Below are 21,170 nucleotides of genomic sequence, written 5' to 3'. Positions count from 1 at the left end.
GTGGCACGACCCAGAACGGAACGGAGTGAAGTGATGGGCGTGGCGAGCGCGGGGGTGAGGTTGATGAATTAGTGAACGTCCATCGAGCAGTTGCCACGACCACCGTTCCACTTCACTACATTTGGATCGTGCCCCACGCCTACAGGTTCTTCATGAAATGATCGACGACGCAATTTGTACACGACTGGCCATTCCCTGTGGTGATTGACGTCGCCATAAAAAAAATGACAGCAGGAACGCTCTCTGGCTCCTACTGTCATTATTGGAAACGTCCTGTGTACTATCCCTGCGGGCCAACAGGCCAGATCAGCAAAAGCACACTCGACACCAGAACGAAGGCTTAGTCCTCGACTTGCTGGTCAGCTGGGAGTGCTGCGTTTGCTCCACCCTCTTCAAGCTCCGTTTCAGGTCCTTCAGCAGGTGCATCGTTCCCAGCTGGGGCGGGAGCTGGAGTGACTGGCTCTTCGCCACCACATCCAGAAAACCAACAGGCAACAGTTAACGCTAACAGCAGATTCATTTTCTTTAACATGAAAGTCTTTCTTAATTGTTTGCCAGGTTGTCGAATTTGTTCGACAACCTGAAAGTTGTCATTGGTAAAGAATTCGAAAGCAGCGACACTGGCAGCCTCCGAGTCGTTTGAGCGAACGGAGGATCTTAGAATTCTCCAAGAGGTTCACCATCAGCCATTCGACCGAGACGGACACGGGTCGTGTAATCTGTGTTCTCACTCACAAATCGAACGGAGCCATCTCCAAGGCAGACCATCACGCCTCCGGTATGCTGGCTTCCTGCACGTCCCCAGTGAGCGACTCGCCCAGCTGTCGTATCAGCGTATGGAGGAGTCCGCCAAGAGCAACACGGCCAAAAGTTAATACCAGCATCTCCATAGCTGCCACCTTTTCGCCATGTGATATCAACACCTGCACCAGTCCAATTCGAGTACCCCCAAGGAGCTGTGTACCCATCTTTGACATCCAGTGTGGTCTCAACCAGCATGGCTGTGTTTGTTAATCCGTCTCGAGCATCACGTAATTTACAGCTCGATTCAGTACCGAACATAAAGCGAGTATTTCGCGCTCGGCTTCCCCAGTTTGTGCAACCGCTTGTTTCGAGGTGTGCCTGGAAATCGTACGATGTCTTTGCACCTTGCAAGGTTGATCCACCACCGATCTGATAGGCAGAGCTTGTTGTTGTAATCTTGCGGTTTCCATCATCGCTGGGGCAATAAAACGCGTCAATGATTGCTGAAACAACAACATCGTTTCCGCTAGCAAGAGGGGTTCCCGTAACTCCGATCCCAGCCCGATCATACCCACCCGAAGCTTGAGTCGGGTCAAATTGATTGTAGAGTGGTGCCTGCTCAATAAAGGGCAAGACCTGAACCCATCCACGGTGGTTTTTGACAGTTCCCGCAGGAGGTGTACCACTTCCGGTTTCGCAAGATCCTTTTGCACTCGTTGAGAAAGGGAGAACGCTGTGCGTATCATGATAGTTATGCAACGCAAGCCCAAGCTGCTTCATATTGTTTCGGCACTGCGAGCGACGCGCGGCCTCACGGGCCTGTTGTACAGCTGGCAAAAGTAGAGCAACCAGGATCGCAATAATTGCGATCACAACAAGCAGCTCAATGAGGGTGAACCCTCTTGCCGGCTTCAACCGAGGTGAAGAAATAGAAACTTTACTCATCATGTAACTCCGCTTTATAACAACGAAATAGAAAACACTTCAAAACGTGGGTGCATCACTGTTTCAAGCATTCAAGATTGGCATTGGTATGCAAACACTTGAGGCAGCTCGATCCAGTTTTGGACACACGAATTTGAAGTAGAAAGGCAGGATATCGTGGGGAAGAGGAGGTTCAATTCGCCCTAATTAATGCATCAGGTAACACATCAGGCAGTATTCACTTCTGCGAAACAGAATTCAAGAATACATCAGGTAGTATTTTCATCTGCGAATCAGAATTCAAGGTTGAATCAACAATTATTTGAACTTGGATGCATTTGATGATTGGTGCTCAGGCTGTGAGCCAAGCAGGATTCGCTGTTCAGACCGAATTGAGTTTGCTTCCGCCCAAAAATACTGAACCACCGAAATGCTGGGGGATGTGAACCGCGCGAGTCGCCTTTGATGGACGACATCAGAAGTTTTTTTGGGGGATCGAAGATCTACGGTGGTTTGATTCCTCCGGGCAAGCCTGGTCAATTGCCACTCGCAGCTTGTTGCGCAACCCACCATTCACCTGCTTTGACGCATTCCACTCGCCCCCCAGATCTGGCCTACTCCATTGCACTGCTTCGGTTTTGATTGCTAGGCTGACGCATCAATCTCCGCTCATGACAACACATTACAAGACTAAAGGCCTGATTGAATTCTATGATTGACCAATTTCGTGTTCGCAGCATATCCACTGCCGTTTTAACTGCTCTATTCCTAAGTACCTCGGGAGTCACTCACGGTTCACTGATCATCAATGGTGACTTCGAGGCTGGAAACACTGGTTTCTCAAGTGCACATTCCAACGCCTCTATCCCCGGTGGAGGACGTTATGAAGTGATCAATGATCCAAACACATCATGGAGTGCCGCTGATTCATTTGGCGATCACACAAGTGGATCAGGCTTAATGTTCGTTGCGGACAGCGAACAACTGATGGTCTGGCAACAAACTGTCAATGGGATCGTAAATGGGCAACAGTACGAATTTGGACATTGGGTAAGAAAGCTAAACGGCCTTGGGAACGAGTCAGTGCTACAACTCGAAGTCAATGAAGGCAGCGGCTTTGTCGATTTGGGGAGTATTCAAGTCTCTAGCACAACGGCATGGGTCGAATTCACAAGCGGATACACCGCATCTGCCTCTGGGAATTTCATTTTTAGAATTGTGAATTTAACATCAGGGACTTTCGGGAATAACTTTGCTTTGGATGATATCTCTCTTAACGCTGTGCCAGAGCCGTCCAGCACAGTGCTAGCAATGGGACTCATCTCCTGCTTATCGATAGGAGCATATCGAAGAAAGCTTCGCCGGAATCGCAAATAATCAACTCATAATTTCTCCCAATGAAATTGAGTTAAATACAACACGAGAGGCACGGTTCCAACTTGAGATCGTGCCTCTTACTTTTTGGCTGCTGCCCGATTGGATGAGTGGGGAATTGGGAGCCACGCCTGTGCCCGTCAGGACAGTCGCTACTCACCCACTGTCGATACTGATTTGAGACGAAGCAGATCAAAAAAGGGTCATTGCAAATTTCTTTGCAGAATGTTTGTCACAACTGCGGCAGGTTTCCGCTGAGAAGAGTGCACAACACTGTTTCCCTCAAATCAAGGACAAAGCAATGACCAGTTTCACCACAAAAATCATGTTTGTTTGTCTCTTCACCGCTTTCAGTTCCATCGCCACGGCTGGTGATTTTGGATCTGGCATGTCCGAAGAAGAATACTATTTTCTGGTAAGCATTGGCGTGATTGTCGAAGACTTCGCACCGATGGATGAGGTCCCAGCCAAGAACCAAACCTCAAAATCTTACTCCTCAAGCAACGTGCAGACAGATGTCAAAGGACTCGCTGGATTAGATTTGGGAAGCGGACGAATTAAAGGGGTCTCTGGCCTGGACCTGGGAAGCAGCCGATTCAAATAAGAATTTGCCGCAAGATTGAATTTCCGAACGCCACTGTTGGATCAGTCTGACAGTGGCATTCTTGCGCTGACCACTCCCCTCCTCTTTCGACTTTCAGGCAAGTTGCCTCGGTAAGATAATTTCCCATCAAGGGAATTCTCTGAACAATGCGAGACTGATGAGGAGCTCATCGCCGAAAGCTCTTCAGGATTCGGTGAGCGATCGAATGACTTCTGATGTCTGTTCGAGAGCCTTCGCGATGCTTTTTTCGCTCTGCCCGATTCCAAAACTCAGGCGAACAACTCCGGACTCTGCCGTCCCCAACGTTTCATGCGCCTGCGGAGCACATTGAAACCCTGAGGCAACGACAATTCCGCGAACTTTCAGATGATCTGAAATCGTGGCACTTGAAATCCCTGCAACGGAAAACGCCACTGTGGGAAGTTGCTGAGAAAGATCGTCAGCACCGAACAATGTCACGTTTGCGAAAGCTGAGAGGAGATCACGAAAACGCTGCACGTATCCTCTTCCAATTGCGAGACGATCTGCTCGTGCCTCTTCTTCCAACCACTCAATTGCGACTTCCAAACCTGCCAATGAGAACTGATCGACCGAGCCGACGTCACAGTAGCCGGGTCGCGGGCTGAGAAGAGATTCTTCGTTGCTTGATGACAACCCGCAACTGGCTGTCACACATTTCATGGGAACATGATCAGCGATGTAGAGCCCACCGATTCCCCAAGGTGATTGCAATCCCTTGTGACCACCGAAGGCGACCAGGTCTGCCCCAAGCTCCGAGAAGTTCAATTGCAGCCAACCGACCACCTGTGCAGCATCAACAAGGACGAACGCATTGTAATTGTGAGCCAGTTCTATGATCCGCCTCATGGGCAGGAGTTGACCGGTCACGTTACAAGCTGCCGTGATCGCGACCAGTTTCACACTCCCCTCAGCGAGCGACGATTCAAAAAAATCGAGGTCAAACGGACTCGCTGAATCTGGAGGGACAACAGCGAGTTCAATTCCGTCGCCCTGCAGTTTCCGCAATGGGCGAGAGAGCGCATGGTGTTCCCAACTGCTTGTCAGAATTCTGTCGTTTGGCTCCCAATTGAAATCGGAAATTGCCACCGAGATCGCAGAAGTACAACCGGGGGTCAGCAACAACTGACCGGGATTTGAGACACCAAAATAACGACAAACGGAATGATGTGCCCGATCAAAAAGAGAAGGCCAATGACGCGGCGAAGTCTGCATCGCTGCCGCTACCGCTTCTGTCACGACTGACGGCTTCGGCCAGCTTGTCCCCGCATGGTTCAGATAGATGGTATCCAACAGATCAATCCACCAACTTCATTTGAGCCTCAATCTCGATCACGATTTCTCTCACCCCATCAGGCTGCCCTGCGTTGCTGGTCCTGCTGATCGGGTACGGTCAGAATTTTCTCCGAGACATCTTCACTGAACTTTCGTTGCAGCTTATAAGCCCCCTTGCTCCAGCCGACTCCGATGACCGAACCGACCAGAATCGAGGCGAGGAATGCACCAATTCCATAAGAAATCAGGTACGCAATCATCAAATTCAAAGCTGCGAAGACCACCGAGCCGAGTAATCCAAAACGGTCACTTGGAAGCCACTCGACCGCAGCGACAACGGCTCCATGTTGAAAGGCATGCCCCAACCAGCCCCCAAACAGGATCAACGCCGCAGAGGGAATGAGTCCTGCCTCATCGAGCCAACCTCGGTGGCAGGCAAAAGAGACCAAGATCACTGACCAGATCAGCGGAGCCGTTTGAGCGAACAATTCATCAAAGCCGAGGGCGATAGAGTCGCTGACGAATTGGCTGAGAGCAGACTCAAATGAGGCTGGAAGTCCAGTCGTCAGGATTGAGACGAATCCCCAGACGATGATTTTCTTCCAAACCTCGGGCTCGAACAGGCCAATCATCTCTCGGATAGAGATGATTTCATGTTTTGAATGAGAGTGAGGATTTTCTGACATCAGGCGTCCCTGCCTCATTGCTTCAAGCTAAACGACACATTGTGAATCTTCGAGGAGAATGATGATCCCAACATTGTGACCATCACGACATATTCATCCATATCGACTGACTCTCGGATGATCGTGACAGAGTCTTTCGTTGACGGTACGACCGGTGCGAAGCGACAACTCTTCCAGCAACGCCCCACCCTGGCCTTCGATCTTCGCGCGCTGGCTTATCTGAAAGATCTACAAAGGCATTCATGCGAGCTTCACAGACATGGCAAGCATTAATGAGGCTTTTTATAGATGAGTCTTTATCTGACTTTCACGATTCCGGTCTCTGTGAAGAGAGTTGTCCATGTGATAAATCACTCAGATTCACGAGACAGGTCGCGTACATCTATTTCACGACGGCTCACCTCTTCCACAAGTCCACAAGTGCTGTAGATCAGGGTGCTTCTAAAGCTTTCCTGGCAGCGGACAAGAATGACGAGTTCGAAGTGGGTGCTGAAGTTGGCTTTGTCGCTGGCGTTGATGGTCCGGTTGGGATGTCATGCGGCTCGACAGAAGGCGTGCTTGAAAGAAATGGATCTTCGGACTGACCGAGGTCGATGTTCACTCCGACGGAATCAACTGTCGAAGCAGGTTGTTCAGCGGACTCTTCTTTGTTTTCTGCCGGCTGTGCCTGCGAAGTTCCCAACTGAACGTTCCGATTTTTGAATTCATCAAAAGAAATCCGCATGAGGACCGGCTTGCGTGTGGGAGAATTCGCTTCCTTAGCAGCCTGCTCACTACTGTAATACAACGCAGAAAGCGACAGCGCAAAACCACACCAGAAGACTGGCTGGTAGAGATCCTTCATCATCGTCGTCCCCTCCTTGTGCGGCATCTTGAGAAAGCTCGTCCGTCTCAAAATCCCTGTCGACTGTAAGTCTGCTGATCAACAATTGTTGATCAACCCCTGACTTAACTCCTCCAAAATTCCTTTGTATCCAGATTCTTCGGCTCAACAAGGCTGGTCGGCAAGAGCTTGAATCACAATTCGAACCGGATTACGAGTGAGACTTTAACGGTTCTGCCAGTCAGGAAACATGGGGAAAGGGACAGCAGAAGATTTTCTCACCACACAAAAATGGTGAGCACATTCCCTACGCCGAGTTCTCAATGTTTGAGAACAAGTACGGGATGCACAGATTCAAGATCGCGTACAGAAGTCGACTTGAGTGAAAGGACTTGCTTGTGAAGTCTTTGCATCGATTGTGAAAGGGATTTCTAGAACTGGTCCTGAAACTTGAAATCGCTCTCTCAGACGTTGAGTAAAGCGACGATTCCAGAGGTTTTCGGACTGGTTCTAGCTTGCCCAGCCGATCATGTCGCCATGGAATCGTTCGTAGAAGAGCCAGCCGATTCTTTCGCTGAGCATTGATAAATACTCTTTTTGAAACTCACCCAGAGAAACATCACTTGAGGTTCGCGGAACACGAGTTGGGTAAGCGAAATCAATTTCCTTGGTGAAGATTCGGTCTCCGTAGCCTTCTTCATCAACTTTGATCACGTTGACATACGCTTCGGTGCGGCCCCGGAACAGCGTTGTGCTCGATCCTTCATGAAGAGTGAAGTCAGCGAGTTCCACTTCAATGACATAGTCTGCCTTGAACGCTTTGCCGATCTCTGAAGCCTTCTCCCAATCAGGATGTTCGTCCAGCCACGCTTTCACATAATCAGGATGGATCATCGTAATGTGGTTTTGCCCCAACCGAAAAGCAAGGTGTGTCGCAACTTGTTCGTCGAGCTGTGGGAACTTCCACTTGAGCTTCGTCGGAGCATAGCAAACGACTGCAACCGTAACCCCGGGATTGCTCATCGACTCACCAGTTTCGGCGTCGAAATCAGGCTCGATCGTTGGTGGCCCGTGCAGCAGGTAGCTAATGATCACGAATTGCTGGCATCCCGAAAGCGAGACACTTACGAGCAGTGCTGTCAGCAAAACACGAAATCGATTTGAGAATCGAGGAGTGAATATTGTTGACCGAGATGGGATTGAACGAATCATCTAAAACTTCCGCAAAGGAATCTGTTTCAAAAGTTGTTATTGAGCAAAAAGTTCGCCAGTGTGAACGCTGTAGAACGAATGGCCGAGGTCGTCAGCAAGCTTGTCGATGAAGCGTCGAATAAAGACGCTCTTCGGCATTTGATCCGAAGGAATCGGATGAGTCCCCGGGTGTTGAGTGCTGAACTGCTGGTCGTAAACCTGCACCGAGTGTCGGCCGCCCGCTTCACCACGTACTTCGTAACCGAGGACCCGACCTTTCGTGCGACCACGGAACAGGTTCGGGCTGTTGTCTTCGCGATAAGAAAAGCTGTCGACCTGAATGTGGAAGATGTAACCCACATCCTCCAGCTGCATTGCGAGGATTTTGGGATCGAATTGCCCCGAATAATTGTCGAGGACATCTGCAGCTGCGTCGGGCGACATGACCAAGAGCCCATTGCGACGCATCCGACTGATCAGTTCTAACTGCAAATCAGAAGTGAGCGTATCATGTTCGCTGCTGATGTAAGATGGAGCTGAACAGTGAATGAGGATTTGCTTTTGTTCCTCAACCAACGACTTTCCTGTGGCGACTTCAAACCCTGAGGGCTGCTTGGGATCGCCCAGGATCACTTTGCCTGCCATGACAAGCGAATTTAAACAGCCGCTCTGAGAAAGGGCCAGCAGGGTCAGCATGAGAAAGCAGCCACCAGCGCAGAGCGCCGTTGACCTGGTGCGACGTTTAATCACTCTTACCGATGACATAGTGTGATCCCTCACATCGTATTGAAACATCCTGTTTCACGATGGCCGGTCATATAGTTAAATTTTGCTTCAAGTCAAAAGTCGCCACCCCCACTGCACAACGGCAATCACACTCAGGGTGACCAGGATCGTCACCACAAAGTGGGAAGGAGTCACAACTCCGAGAAGTCGTCCTGCTTTCAGGCTGAGCAGCGACCACGGTAAGTACACCAGACCGAGAAACGCGAGTACAAACACAGCTGTGTTTGATTTCAATGAATCGATCCATTGACCGCGCACAAAGTAGGCGACACTCGTGGTCCCACCACAACTTGGGCAGGGAACTCCAATAAAAACTCGAAAACTACAAGGGGGGAAGCCAAACTGTTGATGTGTTCCAAACCCTCGCGGATCGGGATCAACGGTTGAAGCTGTATAATATCCACCCAAAACACAAACAGACCCTGCCAGCAAAAGCCAGCGAATCGAGCGAGTTATGGGATAGGAACGTATTGAATTCAGGGACATGAGAGAGAAGGAAGGGAGTTGCGTCTTATCCGTCAAAAGCGAACCGGACAAGTCCAATTTTTAGTTGCATGGATGATGAAAAGCTGCCAAATTGTACGATGACTCCGTTCATTGAAACGAGTCTGTTGTTGGGAATTGTTGAGAAAATGTCGTGTCATCTGAACAATTTCTTCGCCTTGTTTTTTTGCAGAGAGGCTTCCATTGAGAACTTCCCCACTAATGCTCGGCCTCTTTTTGACTCTCTGCCTGCCATCCACATTTCTCGCCAGGACATCCGCTCAAGACACAACATCCGAGGCCGAAGAAGATTCATTTTCGCTCATGCCAAACAAGATCCCAAAGCTACAAATTGACATGAAAACCATGGGAGGACGCCAGTTTTGGGGGGACGTTCTCTTTTTTCGAGGCTATCGCATTCAGCAAAATGTTCTCACTCAACATTATCGATTACTCGACCCGGAAGATATTCGTCGCGAATGGGGAACCGAACAGGAATGCACTCAGGCCCTCCAGAAAATCATTGACGAAAAGAAACTTCCAGCGATGTCAGGCAAGGCGGTCATCCTCATTCACGGAATCGTTCGTTCTTCCAAATCGTTCTCAAAAATGCAGGTCGCATTGGAGAAAGATGGCTACACCGTCGTCGGTTTTGATTATCCCAGTACTCGCATGACAATGGCAGAATCTGCCGATTTTTTGACGAAAACGATTGCCTCACTTCACGGCATTCAACAGATCGACCTCGTCTGCCACAGCATGGGCGGACTGCTCGTTCGGACATATTTGAAGGAGAACGGAAAAGATCGCGACCCCAGAATTCACCGCCTGGTGATGATGGGGACACCCAATCAGGGTGCTCAGATGGCAAACCTCGTTGAGAACAATCTCGCCTACCAGTGGATCTTCGGGCCTGCCGGAAAAGAACTCAAAAAGAACGAACAAGGTGTGATTGCGTCACTTCCGGTTCCAGACTTCGAATTCGGTATCGTGGCAGGTGCTCGCAACACCGAAGATGGCTGGAATCCATTGGTTCCCGGAGATGACGATGGAACGGTCTCTGTTGAAAGCGCGAAACTCTCTGGAGCTAAAGACTTTATGACAGTTTCATCGCTTCATTCATTCGTCACTGACGACTCTGAGGGGATTGAGGGTGTACGCCGATTTCTGAAAACGGGCTGCTTCCGAGAAAACGGGATCTGCAATCCAATAGAGTAGTGAAAATCGATATCAAAGAGTGCAAGTCGCTGGCTGAACTGAGAATTGCCCGGAAACAACCACCTTTCTGGCGTGACTCCACACTTGAAGTATGAGCCAAAAGCTCGTAAACTCCCCCGCTCACTTGAATTGCTTACGAACACGGTTTGACCGGTTCTTCCTAAGATAAAGTACAGACGGAACTTACGATGAGTGTCGACAAAAGTCTCAAAGGTGGCGGACGCCTCGCTCGTTCTCGAAATGTCCTGAAACGCGCAGAACGTATCGAAAAATTAATGGAACTCGACCGTTGGATCGACAACCAAAGCCCCTACGGACTGCCTAAAGTCCGTATTTTGAAGGTTGCCACCGGGAAAAAGAAAAAGAAGAAGACCGACGACGACGACTAAATCACCCGTCGATCCGAAATTGCAACAGCCGAGCAAATGTCTCGGCTGTTTTTTTTGGCTGGCGCCTATACTTCTGCGAGACCAAAGCTCTGAGAAGTTGAGCCTCTGCAAGACTAAAGCAGTTTGCTCTATCGTGTGCCCGTGAAGGACGCATTTCTCTAGCAAAAATGCTGTTCGCCACGAGGCAGATCCTGCCAACCAATTCGAAAGATGCTCCAGCCCGGTGACTCACTGGGCTAAATGGGAGACTGCAGATCTCACTGAAACATGCTTCAGAAATCGTTCAATTCGTGACCTCTTCCAGCAACACTCGAGTCGCTGAGAGTTCGCGGACCAGGCCATCGACGAGACTCAGTTTCTCCTCATTCGGGAGCACGTTCCAAGTGTACGTTTCCACTTCCAAATGAGGTGCATACTCTAACTTGGCGATTGCTTGAATCGCTGCCTTCAAGTCATCTCGTGTCGTTTTCAGCTCTCCGATAGACTCTTCATGAACCGGCACATGATAGTGAATTCGCCACTCGTCAGCTTCTCTGAACTCTTCGGGCGGGTCGCTGCAAAACTCTTTTGACAAGTCCACAATAGAAATCGTCCCCTCTTCGCTTTCAGCAAACGTCTGATGGAGATAGCGTGGCTCGACGAATTGCGCCAGTTGATTCCGAGCATCGATGTTCTCACCGGGGGACTCTAGCCGTAAAGCACAAGTGATGTGCACTTTGTTGATTCGGATGCCGGTCGACGAGAGATCCGAGATCGACTGCTTCACGTCTTCGAATTCAACAGCTTGATGACAGACATCGTAGCAAACACCGAGATGGCGCTGGACGATGTCCAGTTGTTTGCGTGTCATGGCTGTATCGTACAACTTCTTGAAAAACCCGATCGTCTCGACCGTAGTTTCCAGGACGCACAACGGTTCCGGCTCAATTGCCAGCCTCAGCACTCGTCCCGTTTCATCATGTAATTCGTCCAGTTTCACGGCGAGATTCAAGAGCCGGTCAAAACATTCCGGCAGAAAGTCTTCACCTTGCTGGAATCCTTTGAAGCCCAGTGGAACCGTAGAAAGGCTTCCTTCGACTCCTTCAGGCATCAATTCTGCCAAAATTTGAGCAGACTGAAAGGTGAAATCGAATCGTTCCTGCGTCGACCAGTCAGGCAGGTAGACATTTTCTTTCACACGTTCACTATGAAAATTTCCATAGGGAAATGTGTTCAGTGTATAACAGACAAGATCGCCCTCAGCCAGAACCTGCTGAAGCTCATCGAGCTTCGCCCGGTCTCCTCTGATTTCTGAAATCGCAGTCTCTGGTAACCACAAACCAGCTGCGACTCTCTCACCAAGCTGCTTCCTCGCGGGAATTGTGTACTCTGTCAGCCCATGAATGACTTCCGAAACCGTTTGTCCGGGGTGGACATTCGTGCAATAACTGAGTGGGAGTGTACTTAAAGACATGAGATCCTGATCATCTGAAATTCGTTCGCGGTTCGGTGAGCTTCTTCACGAAATCCTAATTGGTCGCAGCCAGATTGCGAGGGACAGGCGAAATTCGTTATCTTAATGATGCCTGCGGCTCTGCCTGTCAGATTTTTCACAGACTTAGACTGCGAGCTTCAGCCAACATTGTTAGCTGAGAGTGATCTCGTCTGCAACGAACGAACCGAAACACTTGCCTCGTTCCGGGGTTTGAATATGACACGTCAGGAATCAACACGCGTCGAACTCAAGAAAGCCTTTGTATTACGCTAGAACATTTGAAACAGGTTTCCTTAATTCTGTCTTGTAAAAAGAGGATTTCATCACTTGAAATCAGACACAACACAGACAGACATAATACAAAGGCGGGAAGCACGAATGTGTTCTAGTCACTCCCATTTGTTCCGTACAATGGTTTTGCGTTTCGAAAAGAGCAGACAAGGGACACCCACTCAAATCAGAAATCGATATCAAAAGTAAAAGTAGAGCGTAAAGACAATCGTGGTGACCTCATCATTGAGTACGTCCCCCTATCTTCGTGATCCTGATGTGCAACTGATGTTGCGCGTCAAGAATGGCGATGACGGTGCGTTTGCGCAAATTGTTGAGCGATACCAAAACCGTCTCATTGGAATTTTCACCAGTATGTTTGCGGACTCCGCACTCGCTGAAGACCTTGCTCAGGAAGTCTTCCTGAGAATTTACCGCGCAAAACAGGGATACGAACCGACAGCAAAACTGTCGACATGGATCTTTCAAATTGCCAACAACCTGGCGAGTAACTCACGACGCTCGAAAGGACGAAAGAAAGAAGTTCAGTTTCATGTCGGCTCGAGCGGATCACAACCGGTTCAAGTAGGCGAGAATAATGTTGCCGAGAAATCAGCGTTAATGCCGACACGGCAACTCGACAAAGCCGAACTTCAGGAATGTGTGCAATCCGCACTGAGCGTTCTAAATGAACGTCAAAGAATGGCGATTCTGCTTCATCGCTTTGAAGGGATGAGCTACGCCGACATTGCCGAATCCATGCAACTTTCACCGCAAGCCGTTAAGTCCTTACTCTCCAGAGCCAGAGAAAACCTGCGAGAAGCTCTCGAAAACTTTATCACCTGATTATGAAAATACCCGACTTGAATTTCTCGAATTAAATTACACTGCGGAGAATTGACTCCGTCAACCATTATGGAAAAACTCAGCCGACTCACGAGCGAAGATCGCGACAATCTCCCAGCCTATCTGGATGGTGAGCTTGACGAAGCACAAACGCGCCGGATTGAGTCCCTGCTCGTCCAGAATTCTGTCGCCCGGAACGATGTTGAGTTACTTTCCAAAACGTATGACCTGCTGGACGAACTTGAACGTCCCGATGCCCCGAAAGATTTCGTCGAGAAAACTTTGGCGACTGCCAAGCTCGAACAGATCAAAACGCCTCTCTCGGACCAGCCATGGTTCCAGACAACCCAAAAAGTCGGCATTCTGCTGAGTTGGACAGTCGCTTTCATCATTGCTGCAGTCGCTGGCTTTTTGATCACCAACCGATTTGTCACGGACGGCAGCGACAAACTTGTTCGTGAACTTCCGGTGATTCAAAACCTGGACCGGTACGACGAAGTTCAAAGCGTCGAGTTTTTGAATCAACTGACAGCGGAAAAAGCATTGTTGGAAGAAATGAGGAAGGCCACCAGTCATGCGCAAAAATAGCGTCCGCATCTGGCTCATTTGCTCGATGCTCCTGGCACTTGGCTTGGCCCCGTTCTTAGCGCGCGGCGATCAAGAAGTCGAGCAGCAACTTGACCACCACCGCCAAACCATTGCTCGAATGTCTCCGTCCGAGCGAGAACGGCTCGACAGAAACTTCAAAGCTTATCAGCAGATGAGCCCGGAGAAAATCGCCTCCATTAACGCTTTCCACACTTCACTCGAAAGTGACTCCTCCGGCGATCTCAAAGTCGCTCTCGACCTTTACGAGGAATGGCTCACAACAATCGAACCACATCAGCGAGATCAGCTCAAAGAGACTGTTGATCCACTTCAACGAATCCAGCTCATTCGTGAAATTCGCAAAGGGCAACGCCAGCGTGAAGCGACTGCGGCGATGCGGTCCATGCCAAACTATCGATGGCGAGGGACGCCTCTTGACCGCACTCCAACTCTCAGACCTGACGAACTCGCGAGAATCATGGAGAAAATTGAAACCATCGAAAACCATAAGCTCTCTGATGAAAATCGAAGTGAACTCAACCGCAACGAGGGGCTCAGCCGGTATTTGACCCTGATCAAATTTCTGAAACAAAACACACGGATTCGAGAGCAGGATCGCTCCAAGATCCCTCCTCATGTCGTCCCCGAATTGTTCCAGACATTTGAAGCGCTCACTCCGTTCCTCAGGGAAAAAGGTGAGAACGAGACCGTCAAAAATTACCTGACCGATGGCAAAGAGTGGAATGGCAAAGATATCACCACGCTGCGAGTTCAGGGAATTTTGATCAAGTCCATGATCGAACAAGCGATTGCAAATCGAAAGCAATCCAAGATTCCGAACCAGGCAGAAATCGAAAGCTACTTCAACTCGCTTGATGAAGAGACTCAAAATTCACTGATGGAGCTTGAAGGGATCGATTTTTATACTGCTTTGAACACACAAATTAATCCCAAAGAAGACCCGGAATCGATTGACCTTCGTACGATCTGGGAAACGTTCTACCCGAACCGTGGCGATTCAAGAAGACCGGGAGACAGAGGACGATCAGGCGGACCACGAGGTGAAAGATCTCCTGGCGAAGGTGGTCCTCGTGGACAGGGCTCTGAGAATGGTGATCCTGAGCTTCGTGGACGGGGTGAGAGAAGCCAAGGCGACAGAGGTCCAAGACTGCGAGGGCCATTAGACCGAGGTGACGGTCCCCCACCATTCAGAGAAGGTTCCCGACCGCCACGCAACGACGACTCGACCGAGGGTTTCAGTCCCCGTCCTGATGACTCGGCAGCTCGCTCCCAAAGCCCAAGCACCGAAGACAAACAATAATGAGCGAAAGTTTAAGAGTTCAGTCCCTCTCGAAATCGTTTTCCACGTCCGCTGGCGAATTGGAGATCCTTCGCGGGACAAACCTTTCGATGACTCGGGGAGATTCAGTCGCCATCACCGGTCCATCAGGATCTGGCAAAAGCACCCTGCTCTATATCATCGGGCTTCTCGATGAACCGACTTCGGGAGATGTCGAAATTGCGGGCGAGTACCCTCTGAAATTCGATCAGGCTTCTCAGGCTCGGTTTCGGAATCAGAAAATCGGATTCATCTTCCAGGGCCATCACCTGCTGCCGCAATGTACTGTTTTAGAAAACGTCTTTCTCCCCACACTCGCCACCGGGGGACAAAATTCAGATGTCCAATCGCGAGCGGAGCAACTCCTTGAGCGAGTCGGTCTTTCTCAGCGACTGCATCACCGACCCAGCCAACTTTCTGGAGGCGAACGGCAGCGTGTTGCAGTCTGCCGGGCTCTGATTAACCAGCCATTGCTTCTGCTCGCTGACGAGCCGACGGGAAATCTTGATCCCAAAACGGCTGAATCGGTCGGTTCATTGCTTCTTGAAATCGCCAACGAGCAACAGGCCATGCTCATTTGTGTCACGCACAGCCGCGAGCTCGCAGGCCGATTTCCGACACACTACGAGCTCAGCGACGGGCAACTTGTTGATGCGTCAAGTACCGAAATCAAGTAAGATCGCACAGCGACCTGAATAGATCGGTTGCATCTCATTTGACCTTTCATCAACAAGGGCCACTGCCCAATGAATATTCCTCCTGCTCCGAATCGCTCCCCATCTCTGAAGCTTTCTCCGCCTGTCTTGCTCGTGGTGATCATCTCGATCGCTATCTTCCTGATGAGGCAGGATCAGCAAAATGCTGAGAATCCGCCCGAGGGCCTTTCTCCGACTGAGACAGAATCCACTCTCGCTCCCGCTTCAAATGAAAACCGGGTTGATGCAACATCCTCACCGATTCCAAAAACTGAATCAGAAACGAAATCGTCTGAGTTCCTCACTGAGGTTGATCGAAACACTTTCAAATCTCCTGCGGGTTTAATTTATCGCTCAGGGAGCGCCGACGGTCACCGCATTGACCACATCCTGCAGCATGCCGAAGATAATCCCCAGAAACCGATTCACGGAGTCTTCAACGGAAATCGTGAAGAAATCTTCGCATTGATTGACGAAGCCTGGACCATGTCTCAAAAGCGAGGTCCACCGGATGTTCAACAGAAAAACGAACGAGGCCGAACTGTCATTACAGTCAACATGAAAAAGAAAATCGGCTACGTGGGTGGAGAATCCGGAAAGCGAAAAGGTCATCCGGCCTGCACAAAAATTCGACTCGTCCTCGAAAAGGACAGCGTCATCACTGCCTATCCGATGCAGTAGCACTGGCCTGAAGAACACCGGCCTGCAGAAGTAGGAAATGAAGAAGCACCGGCTCTCAACATTCCGAAAAACCATCCGAACCCGGAGAACGGATGGAGGGAGGAGACAGAACGCTGGAGCCGGCGTGATTCAGTTCCTAACCGGCAACCTCGGAAACGTTAGAGATTCTGAGGCTTGGAGAGACTCAGTATCACGAACGCTACGATTTGAATTCGCTCCGAACCACTGGGATTCAGAGTCATCTCTAGAGCAGTTTGCTCTACCATGTGCCCTTGAAGAACGCATTTCTCTATTAAAAATGCTGTTCGCCACGAGGCAGAACCCGAACACCAATTCGAAAAGTGCTTGAGGGTCAGTTCGAGCCAATTCAGATTTTGGGATCACATCCCAGACTTCCACACTTAACAATAGGATGCGAAACGACGGTCAAGCGTAAAATTCTAAAAACACCACGCATTCCAGTCCTGTGAATCGCAACGCAAACCCGGTTCTAACGGTCGCAACGATTCCCCAACCAAGCTCAATCTTCAGCTGGCTTGCGTCGCTTCAAAATCGCAAAATAGCCATCCGTCTCATCTGGCAACAAGTCCCACTTTTCGGGCTCCCGCTGCAGTTCTCGAATCAATCCCAGGTCGTCGTACTCACCCCGGCTGTACTTGTGGCGACGATCGATGACGATGTAATCCGTATCGTCGGGGACTTTGTCTTCGTAGTCTGCCACGGCTCGGGGGTACTTGCTGTAGTCGTAAGATCGCTCGTAGTGAGTCAGATAGGAATGGACATAGTCCGTCGAAGCAATTCTGGCGCTCTGTGGTAGTTTCTCCAGCACTTTTCGAAACTGCCTGGCACGCTCATCCTGGACATACTGGTTCCGCCAATACATCTCCTGTCCCGGATCCCAGAACTGAATGCTCAACGGACTGAAACTGAACAAGAGTGAAGTTAAAAATGCACAACTAAAAATCCAGACGGTTCGCCGATTCATCGCTGAAGCACTCTCAACGACCGAGCCAATCACCACACACTTTGCCCAAACGAGAATCGGAACCAGTGGAGCGTGGAAATGGTGATACGGTCCGGGCGGTTGCATCGCGAGGTTGTTGAGACACAGCAGAATAAAAACCGGAGCCCCAACGAGAAGTTGCGACCATCCCCGAATCGGCATCCCGAGCGGGACGATAAGACGAAGAAAATAAATCACCGCGCCCACCGTGACCAACTCCACAAATAACAGCTGCGGATTGGTGATCATCGTCAACACAATTTCGGTCGGTGTTTCCCCAAAGGCCTCAAAATACCGGGCATAGTGAACGGTCTCTCCATGACGAAACCACGGAATTGCCAGCTTCACTACGAACAATAAGTAGGCTGTTGAAACGACTGCTGTCGTCGCACCAATTGCGAGTGTTTTTCGATCCATCGAAGTCCCACTCTTCCGTGAATTCATCCACTCATTCCAGATGCACCACAGCCCCATCGGGGCAATGACAATGGCATAGTCTTCCTTGCAAGCCAGCGCAAGCACAAACGCAGTGACCATTTGCTTCCAATGCTTTTGCTCCATCGCATTGATTGCCCACAACATCAGTGGGACGCCAAATGAAATCGGCCGGAATGTTTTGAGATCGATCGAGATGTCCAGATAGTGAACCGGAAAATAAAGCAGATAGGCACAAGCGATCAGCAATGCTCCATGGGAGCTTCCAGAGCGTCGACGCGCGATCAAGAAAGTGGGGACTGCTCCCAATGCTAACGCCACCGTCTCTGAAAGTTCGAGCAGCAAGTGCGAAGGCCACAACCAATGTAACGGGACCAATAACACATGAATCACCTGAATATGCTCACCCAGAAACAGCCCCTGATCGAGATAGCTCCGAAATCCTTTGCCATGCGTAAGATTCCATAGATGCTCTTCGTACATCACCGAATCGCCATGCGGAATTCGCACGTTGAACCAAAGTGCCCAGTTCATCCAGACAAAGGTGATGGTGAAGAGAGACATCGCCAGCAACAAAAGTCTCCAGTCTTTTCGCTTCCGTTCCGGGCTCGCATCAACGTCAACCTGAGCCGCTTCATTCGGCAAGAGCAGAACCTTTCCCCAGCCAGCCAATGTGATCGCCAAGACGATATTCACAACCCCGGCAGTGAGTATGGTGAAGGAAGTTGAAATTGAACGACCCAGCCACATGCCAATCCAGACGAAGATCGGCAATGTCCATAACGCATTCAACAAAACAATGTGAGACAATTCTTGTCGCTGCTTTCGAGAACGAATTCGATTCATCCCCCAGTTCAAACCGTTCAAGAGAAGCGAAACAATCAGCGACGCGAAAAACGCTCCGGGTAAGGAGACGATGACTTCAGTCCCATCCGGGAGACCGCGCACCGATCCCCCTAATAAGTGGACGAGAGAATCCCGAAGTTGATCGCTGACGAACGCAGAGGAGAGCATTTCTGTTTCCAGAACAAAAAGCGCATAAACCATCAACACAAGCACCTGCACGAACAGCCCGAGTATGGCTGTCGCCGGAGAAGCAAAATCTGAGAGTTGACGTTTCACGATATTCTTGAACTGAAAAAGGTTGAAGGGAAATGAAGTCGGCCACGAGAAACTGACTCGCATTGAGTTCGTCGATTCAAGATCATAACGTAGTGGTCCCTCTATCTCTATTTGTCGGATGAGGCAATTGTTGTGCAGCGACATCGAAGCGGCACTCGCCGTTGACAGCAAGTCGCTCGAAGCTCTATTGAGCGGTCGAGACCACAAAGTAAAGAAACGCTGGCTGCCGTGTTGGCGAACATTCTCGAAAGGGACTTCATGCGAACTCTGATTCTTCTCTCCTTCTGTCTACTCACCACTGTTCAGGTTCACGCGAAAGATTCGCCAACGAAGACCGATGTTCTCATCTACGGTGCGACACCCGCCGGAATTGCAGCGGCTCTGAATGCCGCGCGCGACGGCCAGAGTGTCGTGATGATCACGCAATACCAACAGATCGGCGGTCTGGTCACCAACGGACTCTCAAACACCGATTTCCACACCTTCGAAGGTCTCACCGGGACCTTCGGTCAGTTCTCGAATCGCGTTCATGAATACTATGTCCAGAAGCTTGGCGAAGAACACGAGGATGTGAAAAACGCATTGCGAGGCACACGGGGAGAACCTCATATCAATCGAAAAATTTTCCACGAGATGCTCAGCGAGGAAAAGTCGATTTCTATCCTCACTCAAACCCGTCTTGTTGAGGTTCTCCTAAACCGGGCGAAGAACAAAATTCAGCTCGCAGAGTTCACCGATCACAGCGGCCAGAAGCATCAATTTCAAGCCCAGATCTTTATTGACGCCACCTATGAAGGTGACTTGATGGCAGCGGCCAAAGTCCCATATCGCGTGGGACGTGAAGGACGAAACGAATTCGGAGAATCGCTCGCTCCGGAATCTGCCGATGATCAAGTTCAGGGCTACAACTTCCGTTTTGTGATGACACAGAACCCCGAAAACCGCGTCCCTCTCGAAGCTCCTCAGGGCTATGACGCAGAGATGTTCGCCCCCGTGATTCCACTTCTCAAAGATGGCACCATCAAGACAGTTTTCTGTTCTCGGAAAGGAGGCCTCTACAAAGCTCATCTCCCTCCCCTGCCCAATCAGAAGCACGATATTAACGACGTCTCCCGAAACGCTGTCAGACTCTCACTTCCACAAATCAACAATGCCTGGCCAGATGGTGATGAGGCAACACGCCAGGAAATTTTCGACAAACATCTCCAGCACAATATCGGGCTGCTCTACTTCGTCCAAACCGACCCGCGCGTCCCGAAAGTCTTTCAAGAGGAAGCCAATACTTGGGGTTGGTGCAAAGATGAATTCCAACAGACCGGCCATATCCCCGAACAACTCTATATCCGCGAAGCTCGCCGTATGGTGGGACAGCACATTTACACACAACAAGACTGTCTCAACGAAAATGAAGATGCCCGCGCACGCTTCCATCCGAACTCAATCGCCATCGGCGAATACAGCTTGAACTGCCACGGAACCGGCCATGAAGGTCCGATGATCGGCGGAAAACATACCGGCGAGTTCTACATGGCAACACCACCGTATCAGGTCCCCTATGGAGTCATCTGCCCAAAGGAGATGCAGAACCTGCTCGTGCCGGTCGCCGTCTCTGCCTCACACGTTGGATTTTGCTCGCTCCGTCTGGAACCGATCTGGACCGGACTCGGCGATGCTGCTGGCACGGCTGCTGCATTGGCGATCAAGACCGGACAGCCGGTGCAAAGCATCAAGCCACGCGACATTCAAAGAACGCTCCACCAACACCAGACCGCAACTATCTACGTCAGCGATGTCCCGACTGATCATCCAGACTTCGCAGCTGTCCAATGGTGGGGCTCTCTCGGCGGCTTACACGGATTGGAAAAGAAACCTTCCGGAAGCCCGCGAGGCAAACATCGACTCGGCCAGTACTATGAGTATTACCTCGGTCACAATGTCAAACTGGATCAGCCACTCGATTCAGAAACACGCCAGCGATGGAAAGAAATCTGCGTCGAATACGAACTCCCGATCAATATCGACAACTTCAAAGGAACCCGAGGCGACTTCATTCGACACGCCAACCAAACCTCAAACTAAAACATTTCCAATGTTTTTTGTGCCCGTGAAGTTCACTTTTATGACTCCAAAGGCTGCTCGCCACGAGGCAGAACGCGAACAGCCAATACTGGATCAACACGAAAACATTTCCAACGCTTTTTG

20 protein-coding genes are annotated in these 21,170 nt (G+C 50.2%); 10 read left to right on the top strand and 10 right to left on the bottom strand.

Annotation, left to right across the window (positions count from 1 at the left end; translation table 11 throughout):
- Positions 1 to 340 precede the first annotated feature (340 nt).
- Together ACN0YR_RS23035 and ACN0YR_RS23030 are read right to left on the bottom strand one after the other, a co-directional pair.
- Positions 341 to 532, bottom strand: coding sequence for a hypothetical protein (locus tag ACN0YR_RS23035; RefSeq protein ID WP_417851563.1), 192 nt, complete (start codon positions 530 to 532; stop codon positions 341 to 343).
- A gap of 125 nt (positions 533 to 657) precedes the next feature.
- Positions 658 to 1,689, bottom strand: a complete 1,032-nt coding sequence (locus tag ACN0YR_RS23030; protein ID WP_417851562.1) for a DUF1559 domain-containing protein — start codon at positions 1,687 to 1,689, stop codon at positions 658 to 660.
- Positions 1,690 to 2,379: 690 nt separating this feature from the next.
- Here ACN0YR_RS23030 and ACN0YR_RS23025 point away from each other — a divergent pair.
- On the top strand, positions 2,380 to 3,045 hold the full coding sequence (locus ACN0YR_RS23025) for a hypothetical protein (RefSeq protein ID WP_417851561.1): 666 nt from the start codon (positions 2,380 to 2,382) through the stop codon (positions 3,043 to 3,045).
- Between the two features lie 298 nt (positions 3,046 to 3,343).
- On the top strand, positions 3,344 to 3,646 hold the full coding sequence (locus ACN0YR_RS23020; protein ID WP_417851560.1) for a hypothetical protein: 303 nt from the start codon (positions 3,344 to 3,346) through the stop codon (positions 3,644 to 3,646).
- 183 nt (positions 3,647 to 3,829) lie between these two features.
- On the opposite strand, the gene ACN0YR_RS23015 is transcribed toward ACN0YR_RS23020, so the two are convergent.
- From ACN0YR_RS23015 to ACN0YR_RS22990, 6 genes are all read right to left on the bottom strand, one after another.
- Positions 3,830 to 4,957, bottom strand: coding sequence for an aminotransferase class V-fold PLP-dependent enzyme (locus ACN0YR_RS23015; protein ID WP_417851559.1), 1,128 nt, complete (start codon positions 4,955 to 4,957; stop codon positions 3,830 to 3,832).
- 59 nt (positions 4,958 to 5,016) lie between these two features.
- Positions 5,017 to 5,625 carry a hypothetical protein gene (locus tag ACN0YR_RS23010; RefSeq protein WP_417851558.1) on the bottom strand — a complete coding sequence of 203 codons (609 nt, stop codon included), beginning with the start codon at positions 5,623 to 5,625 and terminating at the stop codon, positions 5,017 to 5,019.
- A gap of 430 nt (positions 5,626 to 6,055) precedes the next feature.
- Entirely contained in the window at positions 6,056 to 6,472 is a 417-nt protein-coding gene (locus ACN0YR_RS23005; RefSeq protein ID WP_417851557.1) for a hypothetical protein, read from the bottom strand.
- A gap of 486 nt (positions 6,473 to 6,958) precedes the next feature.
- Positions 6,959 to 7,660, bottom strand: a complete 702-nt coding sequence (locus ACN0YR_RS23000; protein WP_417851556.1) for a hypothetical protein — start codon at positions 7,658 to 7,660, stop codon at positions 6,959 to 6,961.
- A 36-nt stretch (positions 7,661 to 7,696) separates the two neighbouring features.
- Positions 7,697 to 8,404, bottom strand: coding sequence for a hypothetical protein (locus ACN0YR_RS22995; RefSeq protein ID WP_417851555.1), 708 nt, complete (start codon positions 8,402 to 8,404; stop codon positions 7,697 to 7,699).
- A gap of 69 nt (positions 8,405 to 8,473) precedes the next feature.
- The gene (locus ACN0YR_RS22990; RefSeq protein ID WP_417851554.1) at positions 8,474 to 8,911 is read right to left on the bottom strand and encodes a DUF2752 domain-containing protein; all 438 of its coding nucleotides are present in this window, start codon (positions 8,909 to 8,911) and stop codon (positions 8,474 to 8,476) included.
- Positions 8,912 to 9,232: 321 nt separating this feature from the next.
- Here ACN0YR_RS22990 and ACN0YR_RS22985 point away from each other — a divergent pair, with 321 nt between their 5' ends.
- Complete coding sequence (locus tag ACN0YR_RS22985; RefSeq protein ID WP_417851553.1) at positions 9,233 to 10,126, top strand: esterase/lipase family protein; 894 nt, start codon at positions 9,233 to 9,235, stop codon at positions 10,124 to 10,126.
- 188 nt (positions 10,127 to 10,314) lie between these two features.
- A complete protein-coding gene (locus ACN0YR_RS22980) occupies positions 10,315 to 10,515 on the top strand; it encodes a small basic protein (protein WP_417851552.1) in 201 nt (66 codons plus the stop codon).
- Between the two features lie 283 nt (positions 10,516 to 10,798).
- On the opposite strand, the gene eboE is transcribed toward ACN0YR_RS22980, so the two are convergent.
- On the bottom strand, positions 10,799 to 11,968 hold the full coding sequence (eboE, locus tag ACN0YR_RS22975; RefSeq protein ID WP_417851551.1) for a metabolite traffic protein EboE: 1,170 nt from the start codon (positions 11,966 to 11,968) through the stop codon (positions 10,799 to 10,801).
- A gap of 522 nt (positions 11,969 to 12,490) precedes the next feature.
- Here eboE and ACN0YR_RS22970 point away from each other — a divergent pair.
- The 5 genes from ACN0YR_RS22970 (at position 12,491) to ACN0YR_RS22950 (ending at position 16,408) form a co-directional block, all read left to right on the top strand.
- Positions 12,491 to 13,105: an RNA polymerase sigma factor gene (locus tag ACN0YR_RS22970; protein WP_417851550.1), complete on the top strand. Its 615-nt coding sequence runs from the start codon at positions 12,491 to 12,493 to the stop codon at positions 13,103 to 13,105.
- Positions 13,106 to 13,174: 69 nt separating this feature from the next.
- Entirely contained in the window at positions 13,175 to 13,693 is a 519-nt protein-coding gene (locus ACN0YR_RS22965) for an anti-sigma factor family protein (protein ID WP_417851549.1), read from the top strand.
- A complete protein-coding gene (locus ACN0YR_RS22960) occupies positions 13,680 to 15,014 on the top strand; it encodes a hypothetical protein (RefSeq protein WP_417851548.1) in 1,335 nt (444 codons plus the stop codon). The genes ACN0YR_RS22965 and ACN0YR_RS22960 overlap by 14 nt, the downstream gene beginning before the upstream one ends.
- On the top strand, positions 15,014 to 15,709 hold the full coding sequence (locus ACN0YR_RS22955) for an ABC transporter ATP-binding protein (protein WP_417851547.1): 696 nt from the start codon (positions 15,014 to 15,016) through the stop codon (positions 15,707 to 15,709). The genes ACN0YR_RS22960 and ACN0YR_RS22955 overlap by 1 nt, the downstream gene beginning before the upstream one ends.
- Before the next feature lie 69 nt (positions 15,710 to 15,778).
- Positions 15,779 to 16,408, top strand: coding sequence for a hypothetical protein (locus ACN0YR_RS22950; protein WP_417851546.1), 630 nt, complete (start codon positions 15,779 to 15,781; stop codon positions 16,406 to 16,408).
- Positions 16,409 to 16,928: 520 nt separating this feature from the next.
- Here the strand turns inward: ACN0YR_RS22950 and ACN0YR_RS22945 are convergent.
- Complete coding sequence (locus ACN0YR_RS22945) at positions 16,929 to 18,968, bottom strand: DUF2079 domain-containing protein (protein WP_417851545.1); 2,040 nt, start codon at positions 18,966 to 18,968, stop codon at positions 16,929 to 16,931.
- 258 nt (positions 18,969 to 19,226) lie between these two features.
- Between ACN0YR_RS22945 and ACN0YR_RS22940 the strand changes: the two genes are divergently transcribed.
- A complete protein-coding gene (locus ACN0YR_RS22940; protein WP_417851544.1) occupies positions 19,227 to 21,047 on the top strand; it encodes an FAD-dependent oxidoreductase in 1,821 nt (606 codons plus the stop codon).
- The last annotated feature ends 123 nt before the right edge of the window (positions 21,048 to 21,170 follow it).

Source organism: Thalassoglobus sp., from assembly GCF_048270125.1.
Taxonomy (GTDB): Bacteria; Planctomycetota; Planctomycetia; order Planctomycetales; family Planctomycetaceae; genus Thalassoglobus.
The sequence above is the reverse complement of the archived record's forward strand: the minus strand, read 5'-3'. Positions and strand labels throughout refer to the sequence as shown.